Origin of the sequence: Bacillus sp. S71 (assembly GCF_016625265.1) — a bacterium.
Taxonomy (GTDB): domain Bacteria; phylum Bacillota; class Bacilli; order Bacillales; family Bacillaceae_G; genus Bacillus_A; species Bacillus_A cereus.
Genome location: NZ_JACVUW010000008.1, coordinates 47730 through 74623 on the forward strand (window position 1 = coordinate 47730; position 26894 = coordinate 74623).

Sequence of the window (26894 nt, forward strand, 5' to 3'; positions counted from 1 at the left end):
TCGTTAAAGTAAGGTGATTTTTTATTAAATAAACAATCCAGCGATTGTCGCAGATAAAATAGAAGCAAGTGTTGATGCAAATAGCATTTTCCAACCAAATTTAGAAACAACGCTTCCTTGTTTTTCAGAAAGGGCACGGATTGTACCAACGATTGCACCAATTTGGCTAATACTTGCGAAGCTAATTAAGAATACTGTAACGATTCCAACTGTACGTGGAGCTAATGTTGTAGCTGTGTCTTTTAAATCAAGGATTGCTACAAACTCATTTAAAACAATCTTCGTACCCATAATACCACCAGCTGGGATAATATCTTGAGTTGGAATACCCATTAAGAATGCGAATGGAGAAAGTACGTAACCGAAGATTTGTTGTAAAGTAACAGCATGTCCCATTGCACCTGAAGCAGCACTAATTACGTAGTTTACAACTTCCATCACACCGATAAAGGCGATCATTAATGCGGCAACGATACCAGCTACTTTTAAACCATCAAGCGCACCGTTAATCATTGCGCCGATAAAGCTGTCTCCGAATAGAGTTCTATCAAATTTTTGAATCACTTCATCTTCTTTTTTCGTATCAACTGGTGTTAATAACGAACAAACGATTAAGCTTGAGAATAAGTTTAGCGGAAGAGCTGCTAGTACGTATTTTGCATCTAACATCATTACGTATGATGCTGTAACAGAAGCAGAAACGGAGCTCATCGCAGAACAACAAATGATAAACATACGATTTTTATTGAAATGCTGTAAATCGTTTTTAATAACGATTAACGCTTCACTTGAACCGAAGAATACAGAGTTTACTGCGTGGAATGATTCAACGCGTGGTAAACCAGTAATTTTTGAAATAGCACCGCCGACAACGCGAACGATGAATGGTAAAACACCTAAATAACTAAAGATTGAAAGTAGTGCTGAGAAAAATACGATAATTAATAATACGTTTAAGAAAAAGACAAAATCTCTGTGAATTCCATTAAAGAGAAAATCGACACCTGTCGTACCAAGTTTAATTAGTTTGTTGAAAACTTTACTAATGAAAATAATGATTTGTTGACCAACCTTTGTAGCAAACATAAACCAACCGATTAAAATTTGGAAACCAATCATAATTGCAATTGCACGGAAGTTGATTTTACTTTTGTTGTTTGACAAAGCAAAACATAAACCTAACACGGCAAGAATACCGATAATGCTCATTACATATTGCATGTAGTTGCCCCTTTCAGAAGTTCGTATAAAGTTTGTACATAAAACGCTCGTTATATTACTAAAAATAAAAGAACGAGGTTTTATGTCATACGTAAGATGTCTGACCTTTTAGAAAAATAAAAATAAAAAAAGACCCATATGGATTCACTTTCATCTATGAGAGAAAGCTAATCAATATGAGTCCTTTTTTGCGCATAGGCTAATATTCATTAGTTTTCCCCATAGTCCAGCAATTTAAGGTTGCCGGGTAGAAACTCTCGATCCATATTATCAAGTATATATGAGGTAACATCGTCCGTATTAAATTAGTAGTAGCGTAACATTAACAGAGAACTATCGTCAATAGCTTTTTTTCTTCCAATAGAAAAAGACCATATAAGTATGATAAAATGTAACGCAGTGTTATGAAAAAGAGAGGTCGGAAAATGAGTACTAAAATGACGCCACCAGTTGAGAAAAACGAGTTTATAGATGTAGTATTTGAAGATTTAACACATGATGGTGCCGGTGTTGCGAAAGTAAAGGGCTATCCTATTTTCGTTAAAAACGGATTACCAGGTGAAGAAGCGCAAATTAAAATTATTAAAGTGAAGAAAAACTTCGCATTTGGTCGTTTAATGAAGCTTCATACAGAAAGTCCATATCGTAAAGATGCAGAATGCCCAGTATATAACCAGTGCGGCGGTTGTCAGCTTCAGCATTTAACTTATGAAGGACAGCTACAAGCGAAAGAAAAACAAGTACGTGACGTTATGCAGCGTATCGGAGGACTAGGTGATGTTCCTGTTCATCCTGTACTTGGCATGAAGAACCCGTGGGTATATCGCAATAAAGCACAAGTACCAATCGGAGAACGTGAAGGCGGACTTGTAGCTGGTTTCTATCGCCAAGGAACGCATGACATCATTAATATGGAATCATGCTTAATTCAGGCAGAAGAAAACGATACATTAATTCAAGAAGTAAAACGTATTTGTGAAAAGCACGGTATCAATGCGTACAACGAAGAGCGTAACAAAGGAACACTTCGTCACGTAATGGCTCGTTACGGACAAGTAACAGGGGAAATTATGCTTGTCTTCATTACGCGTACAGCAGAATTGCCGAACAAAAAAGCAATCATTGAAGAAATTGCAGCGAAATTCCCAGAAGTAAAATCAATCGTTCAAAACGTAAATACGAAGCGTACGAATGTAATTTTCGGAGACAAAACGACAGTACTGTACGGATCAGAATACATTTATGACTTTATCGGTGACATTAAATTTGCGATTTCAGCACGTTCATTCTATCAAGTAAACCCAGAGCAAACGAAAGTGCTTTACGATAAAACGTTAGAATACGCAAAATTAAATGGTAACGAAACAGTAATCGATGCCTATTGCGGAATCGGATCAATCTCGTTATTCCTAGCGCAAAAAGCGAAAAAAGTGTACGGCGTTGAAATCGTCCCAGAAGCAATCGAAGACGCAAATCGTAACGCAGCACTAAACAACATGACAAACGCTGAATTTGGCGTAGGAGAAGCTGAAGTAGTTATTCCAAAATGGTACAAAGAAGGCGTAATTGCCGACACAATGGTCGTAGATCCACCGCGTAAAGGTTGTGATGAGGCACTACTTAATACAATCATCGACATGAAACCAAAACGCGTTGTATACGTATCATGTAACCCAGCAACATTAGCGCGTGACTTAAAAGTACTAGAAGAAGGTGGATATAAAACACAGGAAGTACAACCTGTTGATATGTTCCCGCATACGACGCATGTGGAGTGTGTGGCTTGGCTTAAGTTAGTATAATAGGAAAGCAGTTGATATAGAAAAAATCTATACCACCTGCTTTTTGGTTTATCTCGCTTTAATGGGCAGTAAGACCCCCACCTCAAAATCCAACGAAAGCAAAGAGGTCTAAACACAATCATAGAAATGAAGCCAAAGCGCGTTGTATACGTATCATATAACCCAGCAACATTAGCCCGTGACTTAAAAGTGCTAGAAGAGGGCGGATATAAAATACAGGAAGTACAACCTGTTGATATGTTCCCGCGTATGATTCATGTGGAGTGCAATGCGTTGATAGAGAGAATGGGAGAATAAGCAGATGGATCCGAGAATCGGTAAAAGATTCTCGGATCCATCTGCTTCTATTTCAATTAGGTTAATAAATCGATGTGAAATCTCAGGTGTGAGCTTTGGGGAATTTATAAAAGCATCAAATTGATCAATGAATGCCTTCATCATTAATTCGTTTTCTTTGGTTTAAAAAGAAGACTTAATTTTCTTAATCTTAGAAGGCGTTTCATTTATTTGTTCATTAATCATATTGATTAAATCATCACACAAAATAAAATAACGATTTTAAAGTGGATCGTATTTAATAATTGTTATGGATAAATGGGTATCATTTACAATAGTTGATAATTTAATTTCAATTTTGTTGTAACTATTTGAAGTTATATAAAAATTAGTTCACTGAAGGGGAGGAAGATTGATGATTGAAATTACAGGTAATGAGATAAGTGAGTTAAGCGATAGCGATTTGAGAGCGTTGGTTGGTCTTCTCTGTGAAGCAGAACTTCGGGAGCAAGGACTGCCGACAGCAGGTGTTACATGGGGAGGGCATCAAAATGCCGCAGATGGCGGAATTGATGTCCGAATTGAACTTCAATCGTCTTTATCAGAAGATGGTTTTATCCCAAGAGGAAACACTGGTTTTCAAGTAAAGAAGCCTGATATGCCACCGTCAGCGATAATTAGCGAAATGCGACCTAATAATGTGTTAAGGCAAGTTATAAAAGACCTGGCGGATGTCGAAGGGGCCTATATTATTGTCAGTAGCCAAGGAACAACTGCAGATGCACGTCTTAATGAGCGTAGAGAAGCCATGCGGAGGGCTTTAACTGATTATCCAAGTTCATCTAGTCTCAAAGTGGATTTCTATGATAGAGAGCGGATTGCAGGATGGGTGCGTAGCCATCCTGCTCTTGTTCTTTGGGTAAGGGATAGAATAGGTAGACCTATTCAAGGCTGGAAGGCTTACGGGAATTGGTCTAACTCCCCTAAGGGTATAGAAGAGAAATATATAATAGATGAACATGTACGTGTTTTTAATAGTGCAAAATACCAATCAGAAGGATCCTCCGCAGTGGATGGAATTAATGAAATCCGGCGAGTGCTACACGTTCCAGGATCCTCTGTACGTTTAGTGGGCTTGTCAGGCGTAGGGAAAACTAGGATTGTTCAAGCATTATTTGATGAACAAATAGGCGAGAGGCCGCTGAACCAATCTCAAGTGTTTTATACAGACCTTAGCGACAGTCCAAATCCAAATCCACGTAGTTTTGCAGAGGGGATAATTGCTCAGAAGATACCAGCCATTTTGGTTGTTGATAATTGTACACCTGATTTGCACAGGCAACTGACGTCAACATGCACTGCATCAAGCAGTTTAGTTAGTTTAATAACAGTGGAGTATGATGTTAGAGATGATTATCCTGAAGAAACTGAAGTGTTCCGATTGGAGCCATCCTCCAATCATCTAATTAAAAAGTTAATCAGTTCCCGATTTGCGTATATTAGTGAAGTAGACTGCCGTACCATTGCTGATTTTGCGGGTGGAAACGCTCGAATCGCAATGGCCTTGGCCAATACTATTCTAAGGGGAGAGAACCTAGGGAGACTAAGAGATTATGATCTCTTCGTTCGGTTATTTCAACAGAGAAATAGTGCAAATCAAGATTTACTCAGAACTGCAGAGGTCTGTTCACTTGTCTACTCTTTTAATACTCAAACTTCTGAAGGTAACAACGATGAACTGAAATTGCTCGGCTCGCTAATTGGGTTGAATGTGCGAGAAATTTATTCAAATATAAGAGAGTTGGAGCGTCGTGATCTTATACAAAAGAGGGGTATATGGAGAGCGGTATTACCTCATGCTATAGCAAACAAACTAGCTGGAAGTGCTCTAGAGAATGTACCAATTGAAGATCTACTTGATGTATTTGTACAACAGGGAAGTCCGAGATTTCTTAAATCATTTTCTAGGCGTTTAAGCTTTCTGCACGAGTCTAAAGAAGTCTTAGAAATATCGATAAGGTGGCTTAGGGAAGATGGCTTGTTAGGATGTGTAAATAAATTAGATGAATTACAAATAGCTATGTTAAAAAATATAGCACCAATAAGCACAGAGCTAACACTTGCTGCTATTGAAAGGGTAGGCAATCAAGATGATGCAGTAATATTCTTTTCACGAGATAACAGATATTATAATGAAATCTCAAGATTACTTAGATCAATTGCATACGATAAAAATCTGTTTGTACGTGCTGTAAAATTACTCTCCCAGTTTGCCTTGTCTGAAAAACCTAAGGAAAATATCAACTCAATTAGGTCTATGCTTAAATCTCTTTTTCATTTATACCTTTCGGGAACACATGCTACAGTGGAGCAAAGACTTAGTATAATTTCAGATTTGATTGAATCCAATGATGAAAACAGTATTGAGCTAGCGCGTTTGCTGTTAAGTTCTGCTTTGAAAGCTGGGAGTTTTCAGTCTTATCATGAATTTGAATTTGGGGCCCATTCGAGAGATTATGGTTACCTGCCAGCAAATAGAAGTGACGTAAAGGAATGGTATAGTTCTTTTATTAAGTATACGGTATCCCTTGCAACTTCTGACTTGCCGTTTGCTCCTAGGTTTAAAACACTTTTAGCAGAAAAGTTCAGAGAGCTATGGGTAAAGGCTGGCATGTACAGTGAGCTCAAGGTAGTTGCCGAAATAATTGGAGCCAATGGAACTTGGAGAGAAGGTTGGCTAGCAATTAAAATGACTGCAAGATTTCATAGTAAAGAAATGAAGCCTGAAATTTTAGCACAACTTAATAAGTTAGCTGTATTAGTTGAACCTAAGAGTTTGGCTGAAAGAGCAAAACTATATGCGCTCTCTAATCATAGAAATTCATTAGATTTGATAGACGTCAAGTATGGGGAAGATGATGAGGGAGTAAAAATTGATTATGTTGGAATAGAAGACATAACTCGGTTATTAGGAGAAGAGGTAGGAGAAAACGAAGAAGTATTAAAGGAAATACTGCTGGAACTCTTGTGCAATGAAGGGGAGAGGTTAATTAGTTTTGGCGAAGGTTTAGCAGCAGGAGTTGCTAATCCAGAAGGTTTATGGCGAACTTTAATGGAACAATTATCATATCTTGATGAGAGTGTTAGAAGCTTTCAACTTCTTAGAGGTGTCCTAAGGGGGATTTCTAAAATAGATATAAACCTGGTCGAGCAATGTCTTGAAATGGTAGTTGCGAATGAAGTATTAGCTCCAATATATCCCTGGCTACAGGCTAGTGTAAACATTAACTCTCGAGGTTTAGAAAGGCTTAAGCAATCACTGTCATTAGGGATAAGCCCAGTGTGGCAATATGTACATTTAGCATATGGAGGTACTCATAAAAGTATTCCTGATAATGATTTATGTGAGTTGTTAAAACTCATTGCATCAAAGCCTGATGGTGTTAATATTGCAATTAAAATCCTAGATATGAGACTTCATGGAAGAGATAAAGAGGGCAAGACTAGTGATATTATTGCTTTAACAGGGCAGTACTTGGTTCTGCAGTATGATTTTTTTAGAAATGATATACGTGCAGATTTAATGGATTATGAACTAGCTAATATTATTAGTGTTTGTTTTGTTGGATATAATGCAGTGGAAAGTGCTAAAACGTTGAGTAATAAGATTTTTAATGCTGTAGAGAGTTATAAGGTATCTCCAATGGATTATAATGATGTTCTAAAAACTCTTGCGATTACCCACCCACTGGTATTTATCAATTCTCTGCTAGGAGAAAGGGACTTTACTAAGAGAACTAGGTTAGAGTTTTCTGAAGAAATGGATCTTTTGTCTGTCATTGGGGATGACATTATTATTACGTGGTGTGAAGAGGAATCAAAAGCAAGATATCCAGCAGTTGCTTTAGCTATACGACCTTACAGGAGGATTGAAAGTAACGGCAGTTTAGAATGGACTCCACTTGCACTAGAGATTTTGGCTAAGGCTGATAATCCAATTGAAATACTGGAGCAATTTAAACTATCTTTTAGACCAATGTCTTGGAGTGGTTCATTAGCAGATATAATGCAGCAATGTTTTGGTTTAATATCAGATTTGAAAAGGTATGACAATGTATCAATTGTGAAGTGGGCTAAGGAAGAAGAGGTTAGACTTGAACAGGAAATTCGTTCACAACGAGAGTGGGAATTAAAGAGGGAAAGTCGTATCAATGAAACTTTTGAATAAGGAAAGAAATTTATTAAAAAAGTAGTATGTTACATTATGCTGTTCCAAAAACAGGTCGGCAATGAGTCATAGGTTAATGGAAACTAAAAGGGTAATGGTATATTATTATTACCCTTTTATAAGAACAATAATATTTATTTAGTATATTATAAGAACTTCTGAATTTTTTAGCTTATCCAGTAGTAATTCAATAGCAAAAAACGGAAAAGGATGCCGTAGAGAATCAAAATACGGCAAGTAAATATCTGAACTGAATAATATCCTGGAACAAGATTATCGATTTATTCAGAGGCGAGTTCTTCTTATGTTAGAGTTCAATTCTTTTGACACGCCTACATCCATTGTAAGATTTAATTCAACACTGTTAATTGTTGTCATGATAGATTCCTTCACATACTCAATTTGATGACTTAGAGCTAGTCGTAATTATATTTTCACCAAAACGTCCCGGATAGGACTACTGGATGGAGTGAGGTTGCCATTCCCACAGCCTCAAAAAGTTTAAGAAATCCTAGTGAGATCCGTTCGCCTTTATTAATAAATACACGATCGATTTGTGGTGGTATTGTGAACGTTTTTGAAGGTGGAATTCCCCTGTTTTTGCCAATATATATACTAACCTACTTCAATCCTACCAGATTATTGATGGAGTCAATATTACGAACAGGATAATATGTGAAATTTTGGAATATACAGTATGTGTTGGTCACAGATCAAGTATACTTTCCAAAAATTAAGGTTATCATTTATAATAAAATTAATAGAATTATGAAGAAGGGAGTGATGTGTATGTACCAACAACTTATCTATCCAGAGCGGGCAGAGGATCTAAAATACAATGAATTTATAAAGGATAATTATAAAATCTTTTTGGATCACTGGCAAGATAACATTCATTTCCTGAAATCTTCCTATGAAAAGGTATTTTCTAATAAGGGTATTTCATTCGGCTTAGTTATTTATGGCCCTCAAGGGGTAGGAAAGACGATATTAGCTAGTAAGCTTATGAGTGATTATGAAACAACTAAAGTTCAAATTGCAGCTAAAAACTTAATTTATGATGAAAATAACTTATGGCACCTAATCACTTGTGGGAATACTCAGTCAAAAGAGCTTATTAAAAATGCAACTGAGAAGACAAAGATGATGAATATGTCAAACGATATGAAATGGGTAGAAAATATAGCACCAGGTGACCATACAAATGTTGTGATAATTGATAATGCTGAAACGGCTAATTTCGGTGCTTCTTTGACTGGCTTGAATGGGATAGAGTACATGGCTCAAAGGAATTCTGAACACGTAGCTCAATTTGCGGCTCAACAGTTTGTATCTTTGGCTCGTGAAAAGGTTAGAGGAACTTTATTCATTATCTTAGGAAATGATGATAAATATCTAAGAAATTTTGCAGAAACTTGCGAAAAGCAACATGCGGGAATGGTAAGGTTTCATAGTTTAGAAATACCTGTATCTGAAAAAAAGGAAAAAATCGTTAGAACCAATATAAATCGATTAAATAGCGCTTCTTATTGGAGTTTGTTAGATAAAGCAAAAAAAGAAGTTAGAGAAACTTTATATGACAAATTACATGATGCTTCAACTTTTCCACAAGTTTTTAATATAGTTAATGAGGCATTTTCAGGTGCTGTTCCTCGTGCAGGAAGACCCGCGAATAAATGTGTACTTTCTTTTGTGCTATGTGTAAATAATTTTGAGGAAGCGCAAAATATTGCAAGTGGTTTAGCAGGAAAACTTATTGAAGAACCTGAATTTGAACATGATTTAGCTAAGATATATATTCTTCCTGACAGTTATTGTAAACAGGTATTAGGTGATAATAATAGTTCAGAAATGCTAGAATCTGAATTTACAATGCACTTAATTATCTTGTCAGATGTATGGTTTTCAAAATTACTTGGAGATGAACTTTCAAGGGAAACTGCTCTTAATACTTTAAACACATTAATTGATAGTAGAGATAAAATTAAAAGAGAAGAGCTAAAAAAAATGTTGGAAGTAAATGGTGGTATAAGTTCAGAAGAGCTAAGAAAATTTTGGAAATTAGGTGCTACGAGGGCAGGTAAATATGAGCCCTTATTAAAAGGATATTACGGTAATTATAACCAAGCTTTCTCTAAAGATACCAATAAACGTCCAGATATTTTAGTTTCTGAATATAAACCATGTTCAATTTTAATGGCACCAATAAAGGAAGATATTAAGGAGTCAATAAAAAGAACATGTCATGCAGTTGAAATAACGTCAATAAAAGATGTAAGTAGCCAGAAGGTAAAAGATTATTTGAAGAAAAAGTTACCAAACTATATTGAACTAATTAAAGAATCTTAATAATAAGGGACAGAGGTTGGTCTCTTATTTTTTTATTTGTGGTATTAGAGATAAATATGGGTAAGTTAATTTTACTATTCTTAAAAGGTTTACAGGTATTTACGATGCGGTGAATCGTATCACAAGTGGTGATAAACAAGATAATGGTACCAGTATTAATAAAGCAGGATGGATTGACAATGATAAGATAATAAGCAGTGTAAAAAATGAGATTTATTGTAGTGCCTTTATGCTGTTTCTTAAATTAAAAACAAATCCAGGAAAGAAGTACTACTTTTTAGCGACCATTTATTGTAAATGTGCTAATAGTAATTATAATCCAGATAATTTTGTAGAAAACTTAACTGTAAATAAAGGAACTGAGGGTTGCTGTATAAAATGTGGGTATTCAAAACATAAATTATTAAAGATTATACCTTTAAACGAGAAACACTATGAACAGTCTCTTATAGACTTCATTAAAAAATAAAGGATAAATTCCTCCATATTGCTAGCGGATGAACACTACTACATCAACATTATTATATTTTATCTGCACTCAGCATACGACTCATGTAGAGTGTGTAGCTTGGCTTAAGTTGGCATAATAAAAAAGCAGTTGATATAGAAGAATCTATACCATCTGCTTTTTGGTTTATAAAGATATCATTTAGCGATGATTTTAGTTAAAATAAATATTGCTGATTTTCACAAAATATAAATGTCTAAATGTACAACTTTCTATTTGGCTTTATATTTTTAAATTGCATTCATATTGAGAGGATTTGAATTTGAAATGATAGATAATTTTTGGCGTGATTTACCACGACCATTTTTCGTACTTGCACCAATGGAAGATGTGACAGACGTTGTTTTCCGTCACGTAGTAAGTGAAGCTGGTCGCCCAGACGTATTCTTCACAGAGTTCACAAACTCGGATAGCTATTGTCATCCAGAAGGTATGAAAAGTGTACGTGGCCGTTTAATTTTTACAGAAGATGAACAACCAATCGTGGCGCATATTTGGGGAGATAATCCTGAATATTTCCGTCAAATGAGTATTGGTATGGCAGAGTTAGGATTTAAAGGCATCGATATTAATATGGGCTGCCCTGTACCGAACGTAGCATCAAGAGGAAAAGGTAGTGGCCTTATTCTACGTCCAGACGTTGCGGCAGAACTTATTCAAGCAGCAAAAGCGGGCGGACTACCTGTCAGTGTAAAAACGCGACTGGGCTTTAAAGAGTTAAGCGAATGGGAAGATTGGTTAACGCATATTTTCAAACAAGATATCGCAAACCTTTCTATTCACTTACGTACAAGGGAAGAAATGAGCCAAGTGGATGCGCATTGGGAACTAATTCCGGAAATTAAAAAATTACGTGACCGCATTGCACCAAATACGTTAATAACAATCAATGGAGACATCCTTGATCGTAAAATGGGGCTGGAACTTGCTAAAAAATACGGCATTGATGGCGTAATGATCGGACGAGGCATCTTCAAAAATCCATTTGCGTTTGAAAAAGAGCCAAGGGAACATAGCAGTAAAGAACATCTAGATCTTTTAAGACTACAACTTGATCTTCAAGATCAATATGCAGAAGTACTGCCACGCTCAATCACAGGGCTTCACCGCTTCTTCAAAATTTATGTAAAAGGCTTCCCTGGGGCTGCTGAATTGAGAAATCAATTGATGAGCACGAAGTCGACTGATGAAGTGCGTGGGTTGCTTGATAAGTTTGAGGATAGTGAGAGGGTTTAATTCTCCAAAATTTTGAGAAGAATGCCTTGTGTTGGGATATATATTTTGCACATTTGGAGTGTGTTTTTGTTGAAGAGATAGTTTTAAGAAGATGGCAATGGTTTTATTACACTATTGCCATACTTTGTTGTATGTCATAATCAAAACTAATTTGATTACACATCCTAATCAAGAGCAGACACAGTTTGATCCCACTACCCTGTTAATAACTTATCCTCTAGAGCGGGATAAGTTTACTAACAACACCGTTATGATTTAAAGTTACTTATATTGCTAGTTAAAAGTACTATAGTGACATTATTATAGTTTATCTATATTTAATACATATCGTTACGATATGGTTATTTAAAATATAAGGATCATAATCTGTTAGAATAGTAAATCATAGAAAGTTCATAAGCTACCTTTAGGTATAAGGTGGCTTTAATTAGAAATATAGTTGTAAAATATTTCATGATGAGAAAAATAATGGACGTTTTTTTAAAAATGTAAAATATCATTTCTACTTTAATTCTGTGGATATCCCTTTAGATTTCATAGAAAAGTATCTGCTTGAAAGTAAGAAATGATAGAAGGGGATAATGGTAGTGGGCATTAAAAAATTGTACTTAAACTTATCTTTAGCATGTGAGCCTATAAAATATTATCAACTATTTACAAACGAAAATTGCCGAGGAATATATAGTAATAGGGAGTAAATCTATTTAAGAAACATATCCCCTATTCAGGCGGGATTTTGTTAAAAGCAATATCTTTATTTAATATATAGATTGAAGGGATATAATGAAAACTACTACAGTAAATATATTTAAATCAAGTTCTTTTCTTGAAAATAAGTATCAAATACACTTTGTTGATTTTGAGGGGTATAGTTCGGAATTATTGAAATACATTGAGGAACATTTTGTAATGATTTGTGAGGGAGATAGTGATAGTGATATAGAGGTTGTTAAGCAAAGAGCAAGGGATTTTTTTGAAAGTAAATCTGAAAATACGGTAATGGGAGCAACCGCTGAATTTTTTATACATTTGTATTTAAAAAGTTTAGGATACAAACAAGAATGCACTTTTTTTAATCTTGAAGAAGGATCGATTAAAAAAGGATTTGATGGTTATTACTCAAAAGATGAAGTTGAATGGATTATGGAGAGTAAGTCCGGTTATAGAGATAGTAAAGGTAGTTCTCATTGGAGTAAAGTTAAAACAGCATACGATGATTTGACTGATAAATTTAGCGGAAATGTTTCTAATAATCCGTGGCAAAATGCATATAATCATGCACAACTCATTGATGTAGGTACAAGTAAGAGTATAAGAAAAAATATTAAATTATTGTCTGATAATTTCACTCAAAAGAAATTTACATCAATTGAAGATTTTAATATTATACCTGCATCCACCATTTTTCTAAGTGGTAAATGGGAAGATTACAATTTGAATGAAATAAAGAAGAAAATAGCTGGTGTTGTTTCGAATTTTAAATATAAAGACATAGTCATTATTTGTGTTACTAAAAAGTCCATCTCTCAATTTATTGAGTTTTTAAATCGCTAGTTAGGGGTATCTATTATGGAAAAAGTGGAAAAATCGACTTTAACGAGTATAAGTAAAATAAAAGAGTTTAATGAAGTGTTAAGGAAAATAACTATGAATGAACAACTTACGGAGGAAGAGAAAACATATATATTAAGTTGTGCGATATTATTTATGAAACATTACGAAGCAGATCAACGCTTCTCAAGTTACTTGGAATTTGCTTATTATATTATTTTGAAATACTCTGTGCAATATGAAGATTATATGCCATTATATGATTTTGCTGTGAATTTTGGTTTTTATCCCATTGCTAAAGATATAATTAATTTTAAATTATTAGGTGATCAGTTAAGTTTAAATGATAGTCTTATGGAAGTGAAAATTGATAGCTTTAGAAACCATAATTACATTGAAACTTACCAACAAAAAAAAGTTAGAACAAATTTATTAAAAGATAATTCTAATGAAGTAAGTTATATTGCCCCAACATCGTTTGGAAAAAGTTCGCTTATAATAGAACATATTTTACATAATGAATCGTATAATAAAATTGCTATCATTGTTCCGACAAAGTCTCTTTTGGTACAAACTTATCGAGAAGTAAGAAATTCTAAAATTGATAAAAGAATTTTAATTCATGATGAAATGTATCAAGGGGACGATAGTTTTATAGCAATTTTCACACAAGAAAGAGCGCTTAGATTATTGGATAAAAATAATGTCTATTTTGACATAATGTATATTGATGAAGCGCATAACTTATTTGGTAAAGATAATAGAAATATCTTATTATCAAGATTAATAAGAAAAAATCGGAATTTAAACCCGAGCCAAAAGACGGTGTATTTATCTCCGTTAATTTTTGATAGTAATAATTTAAGGTTAGATAAACAGCAAGATATTAGTGAACAAAGAATATCATATAATTTAAAAGAAGCTGAGCTTTACGAATATAGATTATCGGGAGATGCATATCAGTATAATAGATTTGTAAATGAATTTTATCCAAAGAATTTTAAGGGGGATTTCATTTCTTATATTAAATTAAATAAAGGGAATAAGAACTTTATATATATTAAATCTCCAAAAAAAATTGAAATGTTTGTAAAAGAATTTGCTAATAGGTTAAATCCAATTGTTGAAAAAGATATTAGAATTCAAGAGCTTATTAAAGAATTGGAGGATTTTGTTCATAAAGATTTTCATATGATAACATTACTTTCAAAGGGAGTAGTATATCTTCATGGTAAAATTCCAGATATAGTAAAAGAATACATCGAATATAAATTTAAGGAAATAAGCAATCTTCAATTTCTTGTAGCTAATAGTGTAATTTTAGAAGGAATAAATCTTCCTATTGATACATTGTTTATTTTAAATACACATAATCTGAGGGGCAAGGAACTTACTAACTTAATTGGAAGAGTGAATAGATTAAACAATGTATTTAATGGTTATTCTAACCAAATACATAAATTACTGCCTCCTATACATTTTGTTAATAGTGAAGTATATAATCGATTAAATAGCAAGATGGAGAGTAAAATAAGGAGTTTAAGGAGTAATTTATTTGAAGATAGGATTGAAAATCCGGTGTTAGAATCCTTTGATATTGATAAATTAAAAATTGATAAAAATAATAGAGAAAGGATAGAGGAAAAGTTTAATACAATTAAAGAAAATGAAGAATTAATATTTACAAATGAAGATGACGAGGAAAGTGTATTAAAAAGATACCTGGTTAATGTTGGCTTACAGAGTGTGTATGATATTAATAATAATGTATTTCTCGAGCAATTATTAGGAAAAATAAATTCAGTAAACAAAGAAGATCCAGTTTGGTTAGAATTAAATATAATAGATAAAATATATATGGTTTTTATCGAGGGTTTGGAAGATTTTATTATCGATTTTGAATTTGCCAGATTGTCTAATCCTCAAGCGAGAAATTATTATAAGATGTACTATTTGGTTAATAGAAAGAACACATTAAAAGAAAACATACATGCCACATTTAACTATTTTAAGCGGAGAATTAGAGAAGGAAATAGCCTATTCTATATGGGGAATTCATATGGAGAGGTAAGTAAACAAACTGAGTCATATCAAGAAAATGGTAAAGAGGTATATGTGGATTTACTACATAAAACTGATGCTGAAATAATTAATTTAGCGATTGTGAAATTGAAAATAGAAGAGGATTTTGTTAATTATCATTTGAATAAATTAGTGGTTTCTTTATATGATTTGTCTTTAATATCCCAAGAAGAGTATCATTTAACTGTTTATGGTACTAACGATGATAAAAAAATTAACTTAATTAAAACGGGATTATCGCTCAATTTAATTTCTAGACTTCATACGGATAATCAACTTAACAACATTAATCTGGATGTTAATAATAATTTGGTAACTAACTCTCAATTTGAAGTGTATAGGAATTCAATACAAGGTTTTTATAGATTTGAGTTAGACAAATTCTTGTAACCTATAGGTGATACTAATATCATATTTAATGTTGTATAACATGTTGAAGAAGTATAATATGTATACCTTATGAAATTTTAACAAAAGAAAGGTGGGTATCGAGTGAATCATGATAGCCCATCTTTTTATTTGTCATAAAAGATAATACATTAGATCTTTCATTGTTTCGAATATTCATCAATCGCCTCTAATAAGGTTCTTCTAATGATAATTGTTACTTAAAATCTCCCACATAATCTCGCTATGCTTCTTAATCCGTATATCTTGTATGTAATATTAAACGGTATAGCGCATATAATCGTATTTGCTATCTTCTTTTTGTAGGTTATTTATAATGACTTATATATTCTGCATACTTTATTTCTATGAAAGTTCAGATAGAGAAGAGGTTTGCTTTTATAAGTATATTTTTGAATCCATAAGCATAATGAGAATGGATCTCATAAATATTAATCCGAGTAAGACTACAAAACATACCTCTAAAATGTTAAAGTATTAATTTAGCAAGAATTAACTAGAAAATTATATTAAACATGATAATTTAAAGCACGTTATAGGATAAACTTTAACTGCTGAATAAATAATCAACATTTCAGGAGGAAACCCAATGGCAATGAGCAACAATGATATATTAAAAAGAGTACGATACGCTTTAGATATAAAAGATATAGATATGGTAGAAATCTTTAAACTAGGCGGGATGGAAGTAACGAAAGAAGACGTAGTTGATATGCTTACAAAAATAAAGAGAGCTCCTCAGCATGAAGCTGAAAATGATGAGGTAGCTGAAGATGAGTACGTAAAAACATGCGATATGATGATGTTAGAGGCATTTTTAAATGGATTTATTACTTTAAAAAGAGGAAAGCAAGATCCGAAACCAGGGCAGCCTGCACCTGTACAGAGCAAGGAGAGTGCCAATAACCTTCTTCTAAAGAAAATGAAAATCGCACTATCTTTAACGAGTGAGGATGTACTTGATATATTAGATAGCGTAGGCGTTACGGTAACAAAAGGAGAGTTAGGCGCTCTATTAAGAAAGAAAGGCCATAAAAATTACAAAGAGTGTGGCGATAGATACGCAAGGAATTTCATTAAGGGATTAGGTGTAAAGTATAGAGGGTAATAAGCTTGCTAAAGCAGTAAATGATATAATAGGTAGAGTAGGACGTTCGTATCCTACTCTTTTTTATTTGTAAAAATACTATGCTAGGTGATGAAATGGTACATACATATTTAGGTGAGACAATTAATTTTCATATAACTTATAAGAAGAAAAAGTCCGTGCGTCTTTTTGTGGATTCGTATGGAAATGTGGAAGTACAGGCTCCGAAAGGAACACCTGTTGAATACTTAGTCCAGTTGCTAGAGGAGAAGTGGGATTGGATTCAGACAACACGTAAGGAAATGGCGGAGCGAGCGCATGGACCACAGGAAAAGGATTATGATCAAGGAGAGGGCTTTTTGTATTTAGGGAATACGTATCCGATACAGATTTCCCAAGATGCAAGCATTGAGCAAGACAATGCGATTTTTGAAGGGGATAAGTTACATATTTATGTGAAAGAGCTTAAGGATGAGAAAATACAACAAGCTTTAAAACGATTTTATTATAAGCAGTGTAAAACTTTAGTAGAGAAGAGCATTAAAGTGCATCAAAGTAACTTTAAGACAAAACCACGTTCTATTCGTATTACAGATAGTAGTCGTACTTGGGGTACTTGCGATTCGAATTTACAACTAACATTCAATTGGAAGCTAGCAATGGCACCACAGCGAGTAATTGACTATGTAGTCGTTCATGAAATGTGTCATATGGTTCATTTAAATCATGATCGCTCTTTTTGGCGTCTTGTCGGGAAGATAATGCCTGATTATAAAGAAATGGAGAACTGGTTAGCTTTATCTAGTTGGAAGATGACGGTTTAGGAAGGGATATCGATTTTTGTCTGTAAATCGATATTTCTTGTCGAATCGTTGATATATTGTGAGTTTTGATAGATATATTTTAAAAATCGTTGATATATTGTAAGTTATGATAGATATATTCGAAAAATCGTTGATATAATTTCATTTACTACAGGATTGTTCAACAAATCGAAAAGAGGAGATGTCACAGCAGACATCTCCTTTTTTCGAGTATATAGATTATCGTACAAACTTCACAACAAAATCTCCATCCACTTTCTCCATCTCATACCCACGATACCCCTCCGAAAGCAAAGCCTGCTGTCCACTAGCATCACTCATTAGAATACTTTGAACATCCGTCCAATCGCTTTCTTTATCTCCGCGCAATTTCTTCACAAAAACATATCGCAGACTACCACCATACTTCTCCTTTAGCGCAGCAATCTCCATCCCTTGCGCAAATTTATCCTTCAAACTCGGGATGTTAAAAGGAGCAACGGTGCAGCATACATAATCATATTTGCTATCTTCTTTTTGTAATTCGTCCATGATGACGTTTGCTAATATTTTTTGCATCCCATTTCCTCGACAGTTCGGATGAACGTTTGAGATTTCTTGATAGATGACGCGGTGTAGTTCATTTTCTGGCAAACCAATATCAAGCCCTAAATGTTCATCATCGATAGGCGGGACGAGTAGAGCGCGAAATGCGATGAGTTCGTTTTCGATAAAAGCACCGATCATCATGCCGTTTCCTTCTAGAATGTATTGAAATTCTGCTTGTGAGAGTGGTTGTAAACGACTTTTATCTTCTAGTGCTTCAACTACAATGTTTTGTAGTGATAAAATTTGTTCGATGTGCTCTAGTGATAGTAATGTAACGTGAAATGATTCGTTATTTTGTTTTAATGTTCCTTCGTATAGAACCGTCATATGATAGTCCTCCTTTAGCGTACAACGTCTTGAAAGACGGTTAGTTCTTGTAGTGTATCTTCGTTTATTTCAATGCCGAGTCCTGGCTTTTCGTTTAAGCGAATGAATGGTACATCGTAATGTAAGTTTCCAATGTCTTTCGTGAATTTTAATGGTCCTGTTAACTCTACGCTCGTAATGATTTTTTTTGAGAAAGCGACATGGAATCCTGCTGAAGAGGCAACAGATGATTCGACCATTGATCCTACTTGGCATTCAATGCCTGCCATTTCTGCTTGATGAGCGAGCTTTACAGCTGGATATATGCCGCCGCATTTCATTAGTTTTATATTCACTTTATCAGCAGCTTCTAATTTAATAATTTGGCGCATTTCACGAGAACTTTTTAATCCTTCATCAATCATAAGCGGGAGGTCTGTTTTAGAACGAATATGAGCCATGGCATCAATATCGTCCGCGATAACAGGTTGTTCAATCCAGTCAATGTTTAAATGTCCTAATGAACGTAGTGCTGTTAATGTGTTTGCGCTATTTTTCCAGCCTTGGTTTACATCAACGCGAATAGCGATGTCATTTCCTACACGTTCTCGTACGGCTTCAATACGTTTTACATCTTCTTTTACATTTGTACCAACTTTCATTTTGAAAGATTGGTAACCTTTTTGAATCATAGAAGCAGCTTCTTCAGCCATGTTTTCTGGATTGGCAATACTTAAAACGTGAGTGACAGGGAATTCTTCATGGTAGCGCCCGCCAATTAATTGATATACAGGTTGATTTAGTTTTTTGCCCATTATATCAAAACAAGCAATATCAATTGCGGCTTTCGCTGTTGGAACACCGTAAATTGTATTGTCCATCATGTCGTGTATTTTTTCGATATTCATTGGATTTTGCCCAATTAGAGCAGGGGCTAGCGTATGTTTTAAAGTATGGAAAGTACTTTCCCACGATTCACCTGTGACGTGATCATCAGCAACGCCTTCACCGTAACCGATAATACCTGCATCTGTTTCCATTTTGACGATAATAGAGGGCATATCAGAATAAGAGCCATAACTAATAACAAACGGATTGCGAAGCGGTAAACGAATTGCGTAAAGATGAATAGCTGTAATTTTCATTGAATAGAAACCCCTTCCTGTTTACAATAGTTTTATACATTTGATATAGTTGACGTTAAATAGTCGTTAATTAATGATAAGGAGTTAGAGAAAATGATGATAAAAATTGCAGTTGTCGGTTCAAAGGAGTTTATGGAGAACATTTTTCCTATTGCTCAAAAATTAGAAGGAATAGAAATTGATCCATATATTTACCTTCATCCGGCGGAATCTTCTGAACTATTAAAGTGTTTAAAGCCTTGTGATGTCATCTTTTTCTCAGGTGCTTTACCTTATTATATGGCAAAAGAAATAAGAGAACAATTACGAATTCCAAGTACATACTTACAGCAAGACGAGACAACTGTCGCATCTTCAATTCTTTCTATCATGTATCATCAAAGTATTCAACCACATAACATTTCCATCGATTTAGTAGACCGCTCGTTTATTACAAATGTGTTCCATGATATTGGTATAAAAGAAAGTCCGCAAGTGTTGGATTATAAAAATATGCTGTGGAGTAAAGATGAGATAAATAGAGTTATCGATTTTCATGTAGCTAAATATCAATCTGGAGAAGCTCATTTAGCTTTAACTAGTATTCACGCTGTTTACGACGAGCTTCAAAAAATAGGTGTTCCTTCAGAGCGCATGATTGATCCAACACAATCCATTATACATGGGCTAAAAGATGCAAAAATAAAAGCTGAGTTAGCAAAAAGCTATTCAGCTACTGTTGGTGCTTGTATAATTTCTTCCTTAGAATTACGAGCGAGTTTGCTTGAAAAACTAGATGTCATTTCAAAAGAACTACGTGGTTCATTTAAACAAGTGGATGAAATGACATGCATTTTGTATACAACTCGTGGTGATATCGAATCAATTATTAAAACAAATGCGATAGATAACTTGTTTGCGAGCGTAGAAGGAACGATAGCTATTGGATTTGGTTATGGGAAAACCGTGAAAGAAGCGGAGCAAAATGCAAAAATTGCTCAAAGTTTTGCAAAGAACAATCCAATAGATCGTTGTTTTTATATACTAACAAGTGATAAAGATTTGTTTGGTCCGTTCCCGAAAGAACAGAGAGTACAAAGTTTGAAAAATGATAATCCGGAACTAATGAAAATAGCGAAGGAAACAAAGCTTAGTCCGGCCAACTTGTCAAAAATCATTCAATTTAGTCAATCGCACCCGTCATTGAAGTTTACAGCAGCTGACCTTTCTGAGTACTTACAAGTGACTCGAAGATCGACAGAAAGGTTGTTAAAGAAATTAGTTGATTACGGGTATGCTCATATTTGCGGCGAGGAAATGCCCTATCAACAAGGGCGACCTCGCGCACTATATGAACTGAATTTACCGCTATTTTTAAGCTTCTAGTTGAGCTTTTTGTTTCTTTAGTAGTTCTGCTTTTTCAATGTCTGATAGTTTTACAATTGTGAAGCCTGTTATACCATAAATGATTGAGATAATAGGTACGATGAAATTCAAAATAGCATAAGGAGCATATTCAAATGCACCTACGCCAAGTGTTGCGAGAATAAATACACCGCACGTATTCCAAGGAACGAAGACAGAAGTTAATGTTCCACCATCTTCTAATGCTCTGGATAAGTTTTTTGAATGTAGTCCTTTTTCCGTGTATGCATTTGCGTACATTCTTGAAGGGACAACAATTGAAATATATTGTTCAGAGCAAGTAAGGTTTGTTGCAAAACAAGATGCGATAGTAGAAGCGATAAGCCCTTTTGCTGATTTCGCTAACTTTAAAATTTGATTTACAATTGAGCGAAGAATACCTGTATGTTCTAATACTCCTCCGAAAGTCATAGCGACAATTGTCATAGAGACTGTATTCATCATCGAATCTAAGCCACCGCGGTTAAATAGTTCGTCTACTAGCTTGTTTCCAGTGTCTATAACAAATCCAGCTTGGAGTGCACCAACAGATGCTGAGACAGAACCACCTTGAATAAAGACTTGTGATAAGAATCCTAAAATAATACCGACGAGAATCGCTGGTATAGCAGGGACTTTTTTAGCGACCAATACCATAACGACTACGGGTATAATGAGTAGGAAAGGCGAGATAACAAAGTTTTGTTGCAATACTTGTAACGTTTGATCGATGCTCTTCGCATCAATATTGTTAGCGCCGAAGCTTCTTCCTAAGAGAGCGTAGACGATAAGAGTAATAATTAAACCTGGAACTGTAGTAAATAACATATGACGAATGTGTGCGAATAAATCTGTATTTGTTAATCCTGCGGCTAAGTTAGTTGTATCTGAAAGCGGTGACATTTTATCGCCAAAATAAGAGCCTGAAATAATGGCACCAGCAACCATTGGAGCTGGAATTCCCATACTTAGGCCAATTCCCATTCCAGCAACACCAATTGTGCCCATTGTAGACCAAGAGCTACCAATTGCTAATGCTACGATAGAACAAATGACGGTAATGGAAACTAAAAATAGTGATGGAGTTAAAAGTTTTAAACCGTAATAAATCATCGTTGCGACGATTCCACCGCCAATCCAAGCACCAATTGTTAAGCCAACAAGAATAATAATGACGATAGCGGGTAATGCAAGACGAATCCCTTTATACATTGCTTCTTCAAGATCATTCCATTTGTAACCGTAACGCCAAGCGACAATAGAAGCAACGGTTGTACCAATAATAAGTGGAACGTGAGGGGTTTGTTTTAATACAACAATTGTAACCATCATAACTGCAACGGTAATGATAATAGGGATAATCGCTATTCCAAAAGGTATTTCTTTTTTCATAAAGTTCCTCCTTGTTACGTATGTTTGTTTGTATTTTTAGAATTGTCGTAAAATAGACGTTTATTAGGTTATGATAACTAAAAGTTTATGTAAGCGTCAACATAAAAAACAGAAAATAAGGAATGTTCTAGTTGTTTGTTTAGTTTGTAATATAAGTGCAGAGTAAGCTTTTTAAGTATTTAAAAATAAATAATTGACTTTTTTCTTAAAATTCAATATGTTCATAAAAACATCTGTTTTTCATAAGTATAATTAACCCGAATCGTTTGTAATGTGGGAAGGAGACTGGAACGTTGAAAACATTAGAACTACAAGAGCGCTTAACGGAGATTTTTCAGCATTTACACGAAAACCCTGAAGTAAGTTGGAAAGAATATGAAACGACAGCGTATATTACTGACTTTTTAAAAGAAGAAGGAATTTCATATAGAACATTTGATGATTGTCCAGGTGTAATTGCTGAGATTGGAGGCGGGAATCCAGTTATTGCGATTCGTGCTGATATGGATGCACTTTGGCAAGAAGTAAATGGAGAATTTAAAGCGAACCATTCATGTGGCCATGATGCTCATATGACCATTGTAATGGGACTTATTTTACAATTGAAAAATATGAGATGGAAAAGTGGTACGGTTAGATTTATTTTTCAGCCAGCAGAAGAGAAGGGGAATGGTGCTTTGAAGATGGTGGAGAAAGGTGCTGTAGATGATGCTGATTTCTTATTTGGCGTCCATCTAAGACCAATTGAAGAACTATCTTTGAAACAAGCAGCCCCATCTATTCGTCATGGAGCAGCAGGATTTTTAGAGGGTATGATTCATGGGGAGGATGCACACGGGGCAAGACCACATCAAGGTGTGAATGCAATTGATGTCATTTCCATGATTAATATCGGTTTGAAAAATATCTGGCTGCCACCGCAAAGTTCTTATTCAGTAAAAATGACGAGATGCCAAGCTGGTGGTGATAATTTAAATATTATTCCGGGAAATGGTCATTTCAGTTTAGATGTAAGAGCAGAGAGTAATATACTATTAGAAGAATTAAAGAAAAAGATTGAGCATGTAATAGAATCAGCTGCATCGATGGGATCAAAAACTTCATACGAATGGATGGATCTTGCACCAGGAGCAGAGGTTTCCGAAGAAGCAGAGCGCTTTATGCGTAAAGGTATTCTCGAAGTGTATGGGGAAGAGAGATGCACAGGGCCTCTCTATACGACAGGAAGCGATGATTTCCATTACTATACAGTGAAAAGACCACATTTAAAAGCTGTCATGCTTGGACTAGGAGCAGACCTACAACCTGGATTACACCATCCGTATATGAAGTTTGATCATAGTTGTATTATGGATGGGGTAGAAATATTGAAACAAACTGTATTGAAAGTGTTAGAAGACAGGGGCTAGAGAGCTCCTGTTTTTTTGTCGTGAATTGTCGGCAAATCGATATATTTGAAAAACCGTTGATATATTTTGAGTTATGATAGATATATTGAGAAAATCGTTGATATATTTGAAGTTATGATAGATATATTGAGAAAATCGTTGATATATTTGAAGTTACGATAGATATATTAAGAAAATCGTTAATATAATTTCACGTACCTATTAATTTGATGAAAAATGAGCCTCCAGTACATGGTGTATAATAATAAGTACCATTTTTTAATAGGAGAAAACGAATGAACGAACAATATTACGATGCAGTTTTACATATAAAAACAGTCGGTGAGCAAAAAGGGTTTAACAAGTCTATGCATTATCATCGCTATGAACCGACACCGTATAGCGGGTTAGATGAGTTATTGAATCAATATGAAATACGAAGTAGCGACCGAATTGTAGACTTTGGGTGCGGAAAAGGGCGATTAAACTTTTATATGCATCATAAATGTGGTGCTTCAGCAGTTGGAATTGAAATGAATGAAGAGTTTTATAAAGAAGCGATGGATAATCGAGATCGTTATGCACGAAAGGCACGAAACAGTAAGGGGAAAATTCAATTCCAATGTTGTTTAGCGCAGGAATATGAGATTGATCCACATGATAATAGATTTTATTTCTTTAATCCGTTTTCTGTACAAGTGTTTATGAATGTAGTAAATAACATTTTACTTTCGGTAGAAGAAACGGGGAGAGAAGTGGATATTATTTTATATTATCCTTCTGAGGACTATATTTTTTTCTTAGAAAATCAGACTGCGTTTGAGCTGAAGAAAGAAGTTAGATTGTCAGGTGCTTATGAGAAGAATGGGAATGAGAGGTTTTTAGTTTATACATTAGGGTAATAAAAAAAACAGGTGCCAAGGCACCTGTTTTTTTATTAGTTACGGATTAAGTAATCAAATGCACCTAAAGCTGCGTTTGCACCTGAACCCATAGAGATGATGATTTGTTTGTACGGATTATTTGTACAGTCACCTGCAGCAAACACTCCTGGCACGTTTGTAGCGCCGTGCTTGTCTGTTACGATTTCACCGCGAGCGCGTTCAACTGTTTCGCCTAACCAGTCTGTGTTTGGCACAAGACCGATTTGTACGAATACACCTTGTAATTCAACGTGATGAACTTCTTCAGTTTCACGATCGATGTAAGAAATACCGTTTACTTTATCAGTACCAGTGATTTCTTTCGTTTGAACGTTTTTCAGAACAGTTACGTTTGGTAAGCTGTTAAGACGCTCTTGTAATACAGCATCAGCTTTTAATTCTGGCATGAATTCAAGAACAGTTACGTGCTTAACGATACCTGCTAAGTCGATAGCCGCTTCAATACCAGAGTTACCTCCGCCGATAACTGCTACGTCTTTTCCAGTGAATAATGGACCATCACAGTGTGGGCAGTATGCTACACCTTTATTTTTGAACTCAGCTTCACCTGGTACGCCAACATTACGCCAGCGAGCACCTGTAGAAACGATTACGCTCTTACTTTTCAGAATAGCGCCGTTTTCAAGTTCCACTTCAATAAGTTCTTTTTTCTCTAAACGTTTCGCACGTTGTAGATTCATTACATCGATGTCGTATTCTTTTACGTGCTCTTCAAGGCTTGCTACTAGCTTAGGACCTTCAGTGCGTTTTACGCTGATGAAGTTCTCAATGCCCATAGTATCCATTACTTGACCACCGAAGCGCTCAGCAACGATACCAGTGCGGATGCCTTTACGTGCTGCGTAAATTGCTGCACTTGCACCAGCAGGGCCGCCACCAACAACAAGAACATCGTATGGATCTTTATCAGAAAGCTCTGATGCATCTGGACCGTTACCCATTTTAGCTAAAATTTCTTCAAGTGTCATACGACCGCTTCCGAAAGATTCGCCGTTTAGGTAAACAGTTGGTACTGCCATGATATCTTTGCTTTCTACTTCCTCTTTGAATGCAGCGCCATCAATCATAGTATGTGTAATACTAGAGTTAAGAACGCTCATTACGTTAAGAGCTTGTACAACATCAGGACAGTTATGACAACTTAGGCTGATATAAGATTCAAAATGATATTCGCCTTGAATGTTTTTAATTTGATCGATTAATTTTTGTTCAATTTTTGGAGCGCGTCCACTTACTTGTAGTAAAGCTAGCACTAATGATGTAAATTCGTGTCCTAATGGAATACCAGCGAATACGACACCAGTGTCTTCACCAGGGCGGTTTACGCTAAAGCTTGGTGTTCTCTCTAATTCAACTTTTTCTACTGTAATCTTAGATGACATAGTAGCTAATTCGTCTACTAGAGCTAACATATCTTTAGATACGTTATCGTCTCCTGCGCTTACTTTAAGTAAAATATCGTTCTCCATTAACTGAAGGTATTGGGATAGTTGTGTTTTTATATCTGCATCTAGTATCATTTTGATCGAACTCCTTAGATTTTGCCTACAAGGTCAAGGCTTGGTTTAAGTGTTGCAGAACCCTCTTGCCATTTAGCTGGGCAAACTTCACCTGGGTTGTTACGTACGTATTGAGCAGCTTTAATTTTGTTAACAAGAATGCTTGCGTCACGGCCGATACCGTCAGCATTGATTTCCATAGATTGGATAACGCCGTCTGGATCGATGATGAATGTACCACGAGCAGCAAGACCTTCTTCTTCCATTAAAACGTTGAAGTTTGTAGTGATTGTGCGAGTTGGGTCACCAATCATGATGTACTCGATTTTGCCGATAGTTTCTGAGCTATCATGCCATGCTTTGTGAGTGAAGTGAGTGTCTGTAGATACAGAGTATACTTCAACGCCTAAGTCTTTTAGAGTTGCGTATTGGTTTTGTAAGTCTTCAAGTTCAGTTGGGCAAACGAATGTGAAGTCAGCTGGGTAGAAACAAACTACACTCCATTTTCCTTTTAAACTTTCGTCAGTAACTTGGATAAATTCTCCATTATGGTAAGCATTAGCTTTAAACGGTTTTACTTCTGTGCCGATTAATAACATGTTAAAATTCCTCCTAAATGTTGGTTTTGAGCATCAAAAAATAGTGTGCTCATAAAATATATTTTTTAATTAACTATA

Annotated in this window: 19 protein-coding genes and 1 riboswitch; of the genes, 13 read left to right on the forward strand and 6 right to left on the reverse strand. The window is 35.1% G+C overall.

Annotated elements, in window-relative coordinates:
- Nucleotides 1-24 precede the first annotated feature (24 nt).
- Entirely contained in the window at nt 25-1221 is a 1197-nt protein-coding gene (locus IBT51_RS18060; RefSeq protein ID WP_001200494.1) for a NupC/NupG family nucleoside CNT transporter, read from the reverse strand.
- A gap of 202 nt (nt 1222-1423) precedes the next feature.
- A riboswitch (purine riboswitch) is annotated at nt 1424-1525 on the reverse strand.
- Nucleotides 1526-1646: 121 nt separating this feature from the next.
- Here IBT51_RS18060 and rlmD point away from each other — a divergent pair.
- The 10 genes from rlmD (at nt 1647) to IBT51_RS18110 (ending at nt 17572) form a co-directional block, all read left to right on the forward strand.
- The gene (rlmD, locus tag IBT51_RS18065; RefSeq protein WP_200458691.1) at nt 1647-3023 is read left to right on the forward strand and encodes a 23S rRNA (uracil(1939)-C(5))-methyltransferase RlmD; all 1377 of its coding nucleotides are present in this window, start codon (nt 1647-1649) and stop codon (nt 3021-3023) included.
- Nucleotides 3024-3149: 126 nt separating this feature from the next.
- The gene (locus IBT51_RS18070) at nt 3150-3320 is read left to right on the forward strand and encodes a hypothetical protein (protein WP_481748737.1); all 171 of its coding nucleotides are present in this window, start codon (nt 3150-3152) and stop codon (nt 3318-3320) included.
- 394 nt (nt 3321-3714) lie between these two features.
- Entirely contained in the window at nt 3715-7527 is a 3813-nt protein-coding gene (locus IBT51_RS18075) for a hypothetical protein (RefSeq protein WP_200458692.1), read from the forward strand.
- Between the two features lie 789 nt (nt 7528-8316).
- A complete protein-coding gene (locus IBT51_RS18080; RefSeq protein WP_200458693.1) occupies nt 8317-9876 on the forward strand; it encodes an AAA family ATPase in 1560 nt (519 codons plus the stop codon).
- Nucleotides 9877-9985: 109 nt separating this feature from the next.
- Nucleotides 9986-10345, forward strand: a complete 360-nt coding sequence (locus tag IBT51_RS18085; RefSeq protein ID WP_200458694.1) for a hypothetical protein — start codon at nt 9986-9988, stop codon at nt 10343-10345.
- 306 nt (nt 10346-10651) lie between these two features.
- Nucleotides 10652-11620 carry a tRNA dihydrouridine synthase gene (locus IBT51_RS18090; protein WP_200458695.1) on the forward strand — a complete coding sequence of 323 codons (969 nt, stop codon included), beginning with the start codon at nt 10652-10654 and terminating at the stop codon, nt 11618-11620.
- A 783-nt stretch (nt 11621-12403) separates the two neighbouring features.
- Entirely contained in the window at nt 12404-13174 is a 771-nt protein-coding gene (locus tag IBT51_RS18095) for a hypothetical protein (protein WP_097820930.1), read from the forward strand.
- 15 nt (nt 13175-13189) lie between these two features.
- Nucleotides 13190-15643 carry a DEAD/DEAH box helicase gene (locus IBT51_RS18100; RefSeq protein ID WP_200458696.1) on the forward strand — a complete coding sequence of 818 codons (2454 nt, stop codon included), beginning with the start codon at nt 13190-13192 and terminating at the stop codon, nt 15641-15643.
- Nucleotides 15644-16250: 607 nt separating this feature from the next.
- Entirely contained in the window at nt 16251-16769 is a 519-nt protein-coding gene (locus tag IBT51_RS18105; RefSeq protein ID WP_001251702.1) for a YehS family protein, read from the forward strand.
- A gap of 95 nt (nt 16770-16864) precedes the next feature.
- Nucleotides 16865-17572, forward strand: a complete 708-nt coding sequence (locus tag IBT51_RS18110) for a M48 family metallopeptidase (protein ID WP_098519475.1) — start codon at nt 16865-16867, stop codon at nt 17570-17572.
- A gap of 219 nt (nt 17573-17791) precedes the next feature.
- Here IBT51_RS18110 and IBT51_RS18115 read toward each other — a convergent pair whose 3' ends face one another.
- Nucleotides 17792-18487 (reverse strand): N-acetyltransferase, encoded by a 696-nt coding sequence (locus IBT51_RS18115; RefSeq protein WP_098678441.1) that lies wholly within the window; start codon nt 18485-18487, stop codon nt 17792-17794.
- 14 nt (nt 18488-18501) lie between these two features.
- Nucleotides 18502-19611, reverse strand: a complete 1110-nt coding sequence (locus IBT51_RS18120; RefSeq protein WP_200458697.1) for a mandelate racemase/muconate lactonizing enzyme family protein — start codon at nt 19609-19611, stop codon at nt 18502-18504.
- Between the two features lie 93 nt (nt 19612-19704).
- On the opposite strand from IBT51_RS18120, the gene IBT51_RS18125 reads away from it, so the two are divergent.
- The gene (locus tag IBT51_RS18125) at nt 19705-20976 is read left to right on the forward strand and encodes a transcriptional regulator (RefSeq protein ID WP_200458698.1); all 1272 of its coding nucleotides are present in this window, start codon (nt 19705-19707) and stop codon (nt 20974-20976) included.
- On the opposite strand, the gene nhaC is transcribed toward IBT51_RS18125, so the two are convergent.
- Nucleotides 20965-22386, reverse strand: coding sequence for a Na+/H+ antiporter NhaC (gene nhaC, locus IBT51_RS18130; protein WP_000711520.1), 1422 nt, complete (start codon nt 22384-22386; stop codon nt 20965-20967). The genes IBT51_RS18125 and nhaC overlap by 12 nt on opposite strands.
- Before the next feature lie 293 nt (nt 22387-22679).
- On the opposite strand from nhaC, the gene IBT51_RS18135 reads away from it, so the two are divergent.
- Nucleotides 22680-23795, forward strand: coding sequence for a M20 peptidase aminoacylase family protein (locus tag IBT51_RS18135; protein WP_000853515.1), 1116 nt, complete (start codon nt 22680-22682; stop codon nt 23793-23795).
- A 275-nt stretch (nt 23796-24070) separates the two neighbouring features.
- A complete protein-coding gene (locus IBT51_RS18140) occupies nt 24071-24676 on the forward strand; it encodes an SAM-dependent methyltransferase (protein WP_001005627.1) in 606 nt (201 codons plus the stop codon).
- Nucleotides 24677-24711: 35 nt separating this feature from the next.
- Here IBT51_RS18140 and ahpF read toward each other — a convergent pair whose 3' ends face one another.
- Both ahpF and ahpC read right to left on the reverse strand, forming a co-directional pair.
- Nucleotides 24712-26238: an alkyl hydroperoxide reductase subunit F gene (ahpF, locus tag IBT51_RS18145; RefSeq protein ID WP_053565379.1), complete on the reverse strand. Its 1527-nt coding sequence runs from the start codon at nt 26236-26238 to the stop codon at nt 24712-24714.
- A gap of 14 nt (nt 26239-26252) precedes the next feature.
- Nucleotides 26253-26816, reverse strand: a complete 564-nt coding sequence (ahpC, locus tag IBT51_RS18150) for an alkyl hydroperoxide reductase subunit C (protein ID WP_000924420.1) — start codon at nt 26814-26816, stop codon at nt 26253-26255.
- Nucleotides 26817-26894 lie beyond the last annotated feature (78 nt).

Bases quoted from the DNA above. Each gene is read 5' to 3' on its own strand.
- IBT51_RS18060 (WP_001200494.1), bottom strand. From the start codon at position 1,221: ATGCAATATGTAATGAGCATTATCGGTATTCTTGCCGTGTTAGGTTTA.
- rlmD (WP_200458691.1), top strand. From the start codon at position 1,647: ATGAGTACTAAAATGACGCCACCAGTTGAGAAAAACGAGTTTATAGAT.
- IBT51_RS18070 (WP_481748737.1), top strand. From the start codon at position 3,150: ATGAAGCCAAAGCGCGTTGTATACGTATCATATAACCCAGCAACATTA.
- IBT51_RS18075 (WP_200458692.1), top strand. From the start codon at position 3,715: ATGATTGAAATTACAGGTAATGAGATAAGTGAGTTAAGCGATAGCGAT.
- IBT51_RS18080 (WP_200458693.1), top strand. From the start codon at position 8,317: ATGTACCAACAACTTATCTATCCAGAGCGGGCAGAGGATCTAAAATAC.
- IBT51_RS18090 (WP_200458695.1), top strand. From the start codon at position 10,652: ATGATAGATAATTTTTGGCGTGATTTACCACGACCATTTTTCGTACTT.
- IBT51_RS18095 (WP_097820930.1), top strand. From the start codon at position 12,404: ATGAAAACTACTACAGTAAATATATTTAAATCAAGTTCTTTTCTTGAA.
- IBT51_RS18100 (WP_200458696.1), top strand. From the start codon at position 13,190: ATGGAAAAAGTGGAAAAATCGACTTTAACGAGTATAAGTAAAATAAAA.
- IBT51_RS18105 (WP_001251702.1), top strand. From the start codon at position 16,251: ATGGCAATGAGCAACAATGATATATTAAAAAGAGTACGATACGCTTTA.
- IBT51_RS18110 (WP_098519475.1), top strand. From the start codon at position 16,865: ATGGTACATACATATTTAGGTGAGACAATTAATTTTCATATAACTTAT.
- IBT51_RS18115 (WP_098678441.1), bottom strand. From the start codon at position 18,487: ATGACGGTTCTATACGAAGGAACATTAAAACAAAATAACGAATCATTT.
- IBT51_RS18120 (WP_200458697.1), bottom strand. From the start codon at position 19,611: ATGAAAATTACAGCTATTCATCTTTACGCAATTCGTTTACCGCTTCGC.
- IBT51_RS18125 (WP_200458698.1), top strand. From the start codon at position 19,705: ATGATGATAAAAATTGCAGTTGTCGGTTCAAAGGAGTTTATGGAGAAC.
- nhaC (WP_000711520.1), bottom strand. From the start codon at position 22,386: ATGAAAAAAGAAATACCTTTTGGAATAGCGATTATCCCTATTATCATT.
- IBT51_RS18140 (WP_001005627.1), top strand. From the start codon at position 24,071: ATGAACGAACAATATTACGATGCAGTTTTACATATAAAAACAGTCGGT.
- ahpF (WP_053565379.1), bottom strand. From the start codon at position 26,238: ATGATACTAGATGCAGATATAAAAACACAACTATCCCAATACCTTCAG.
- ahpC (WP_000924420.1), bottom strand. From the start codon at position 26,816: ATGTTATTAATCGGCACAGAAGTAAAACCGTTTAAAGCTAATGCTTAC.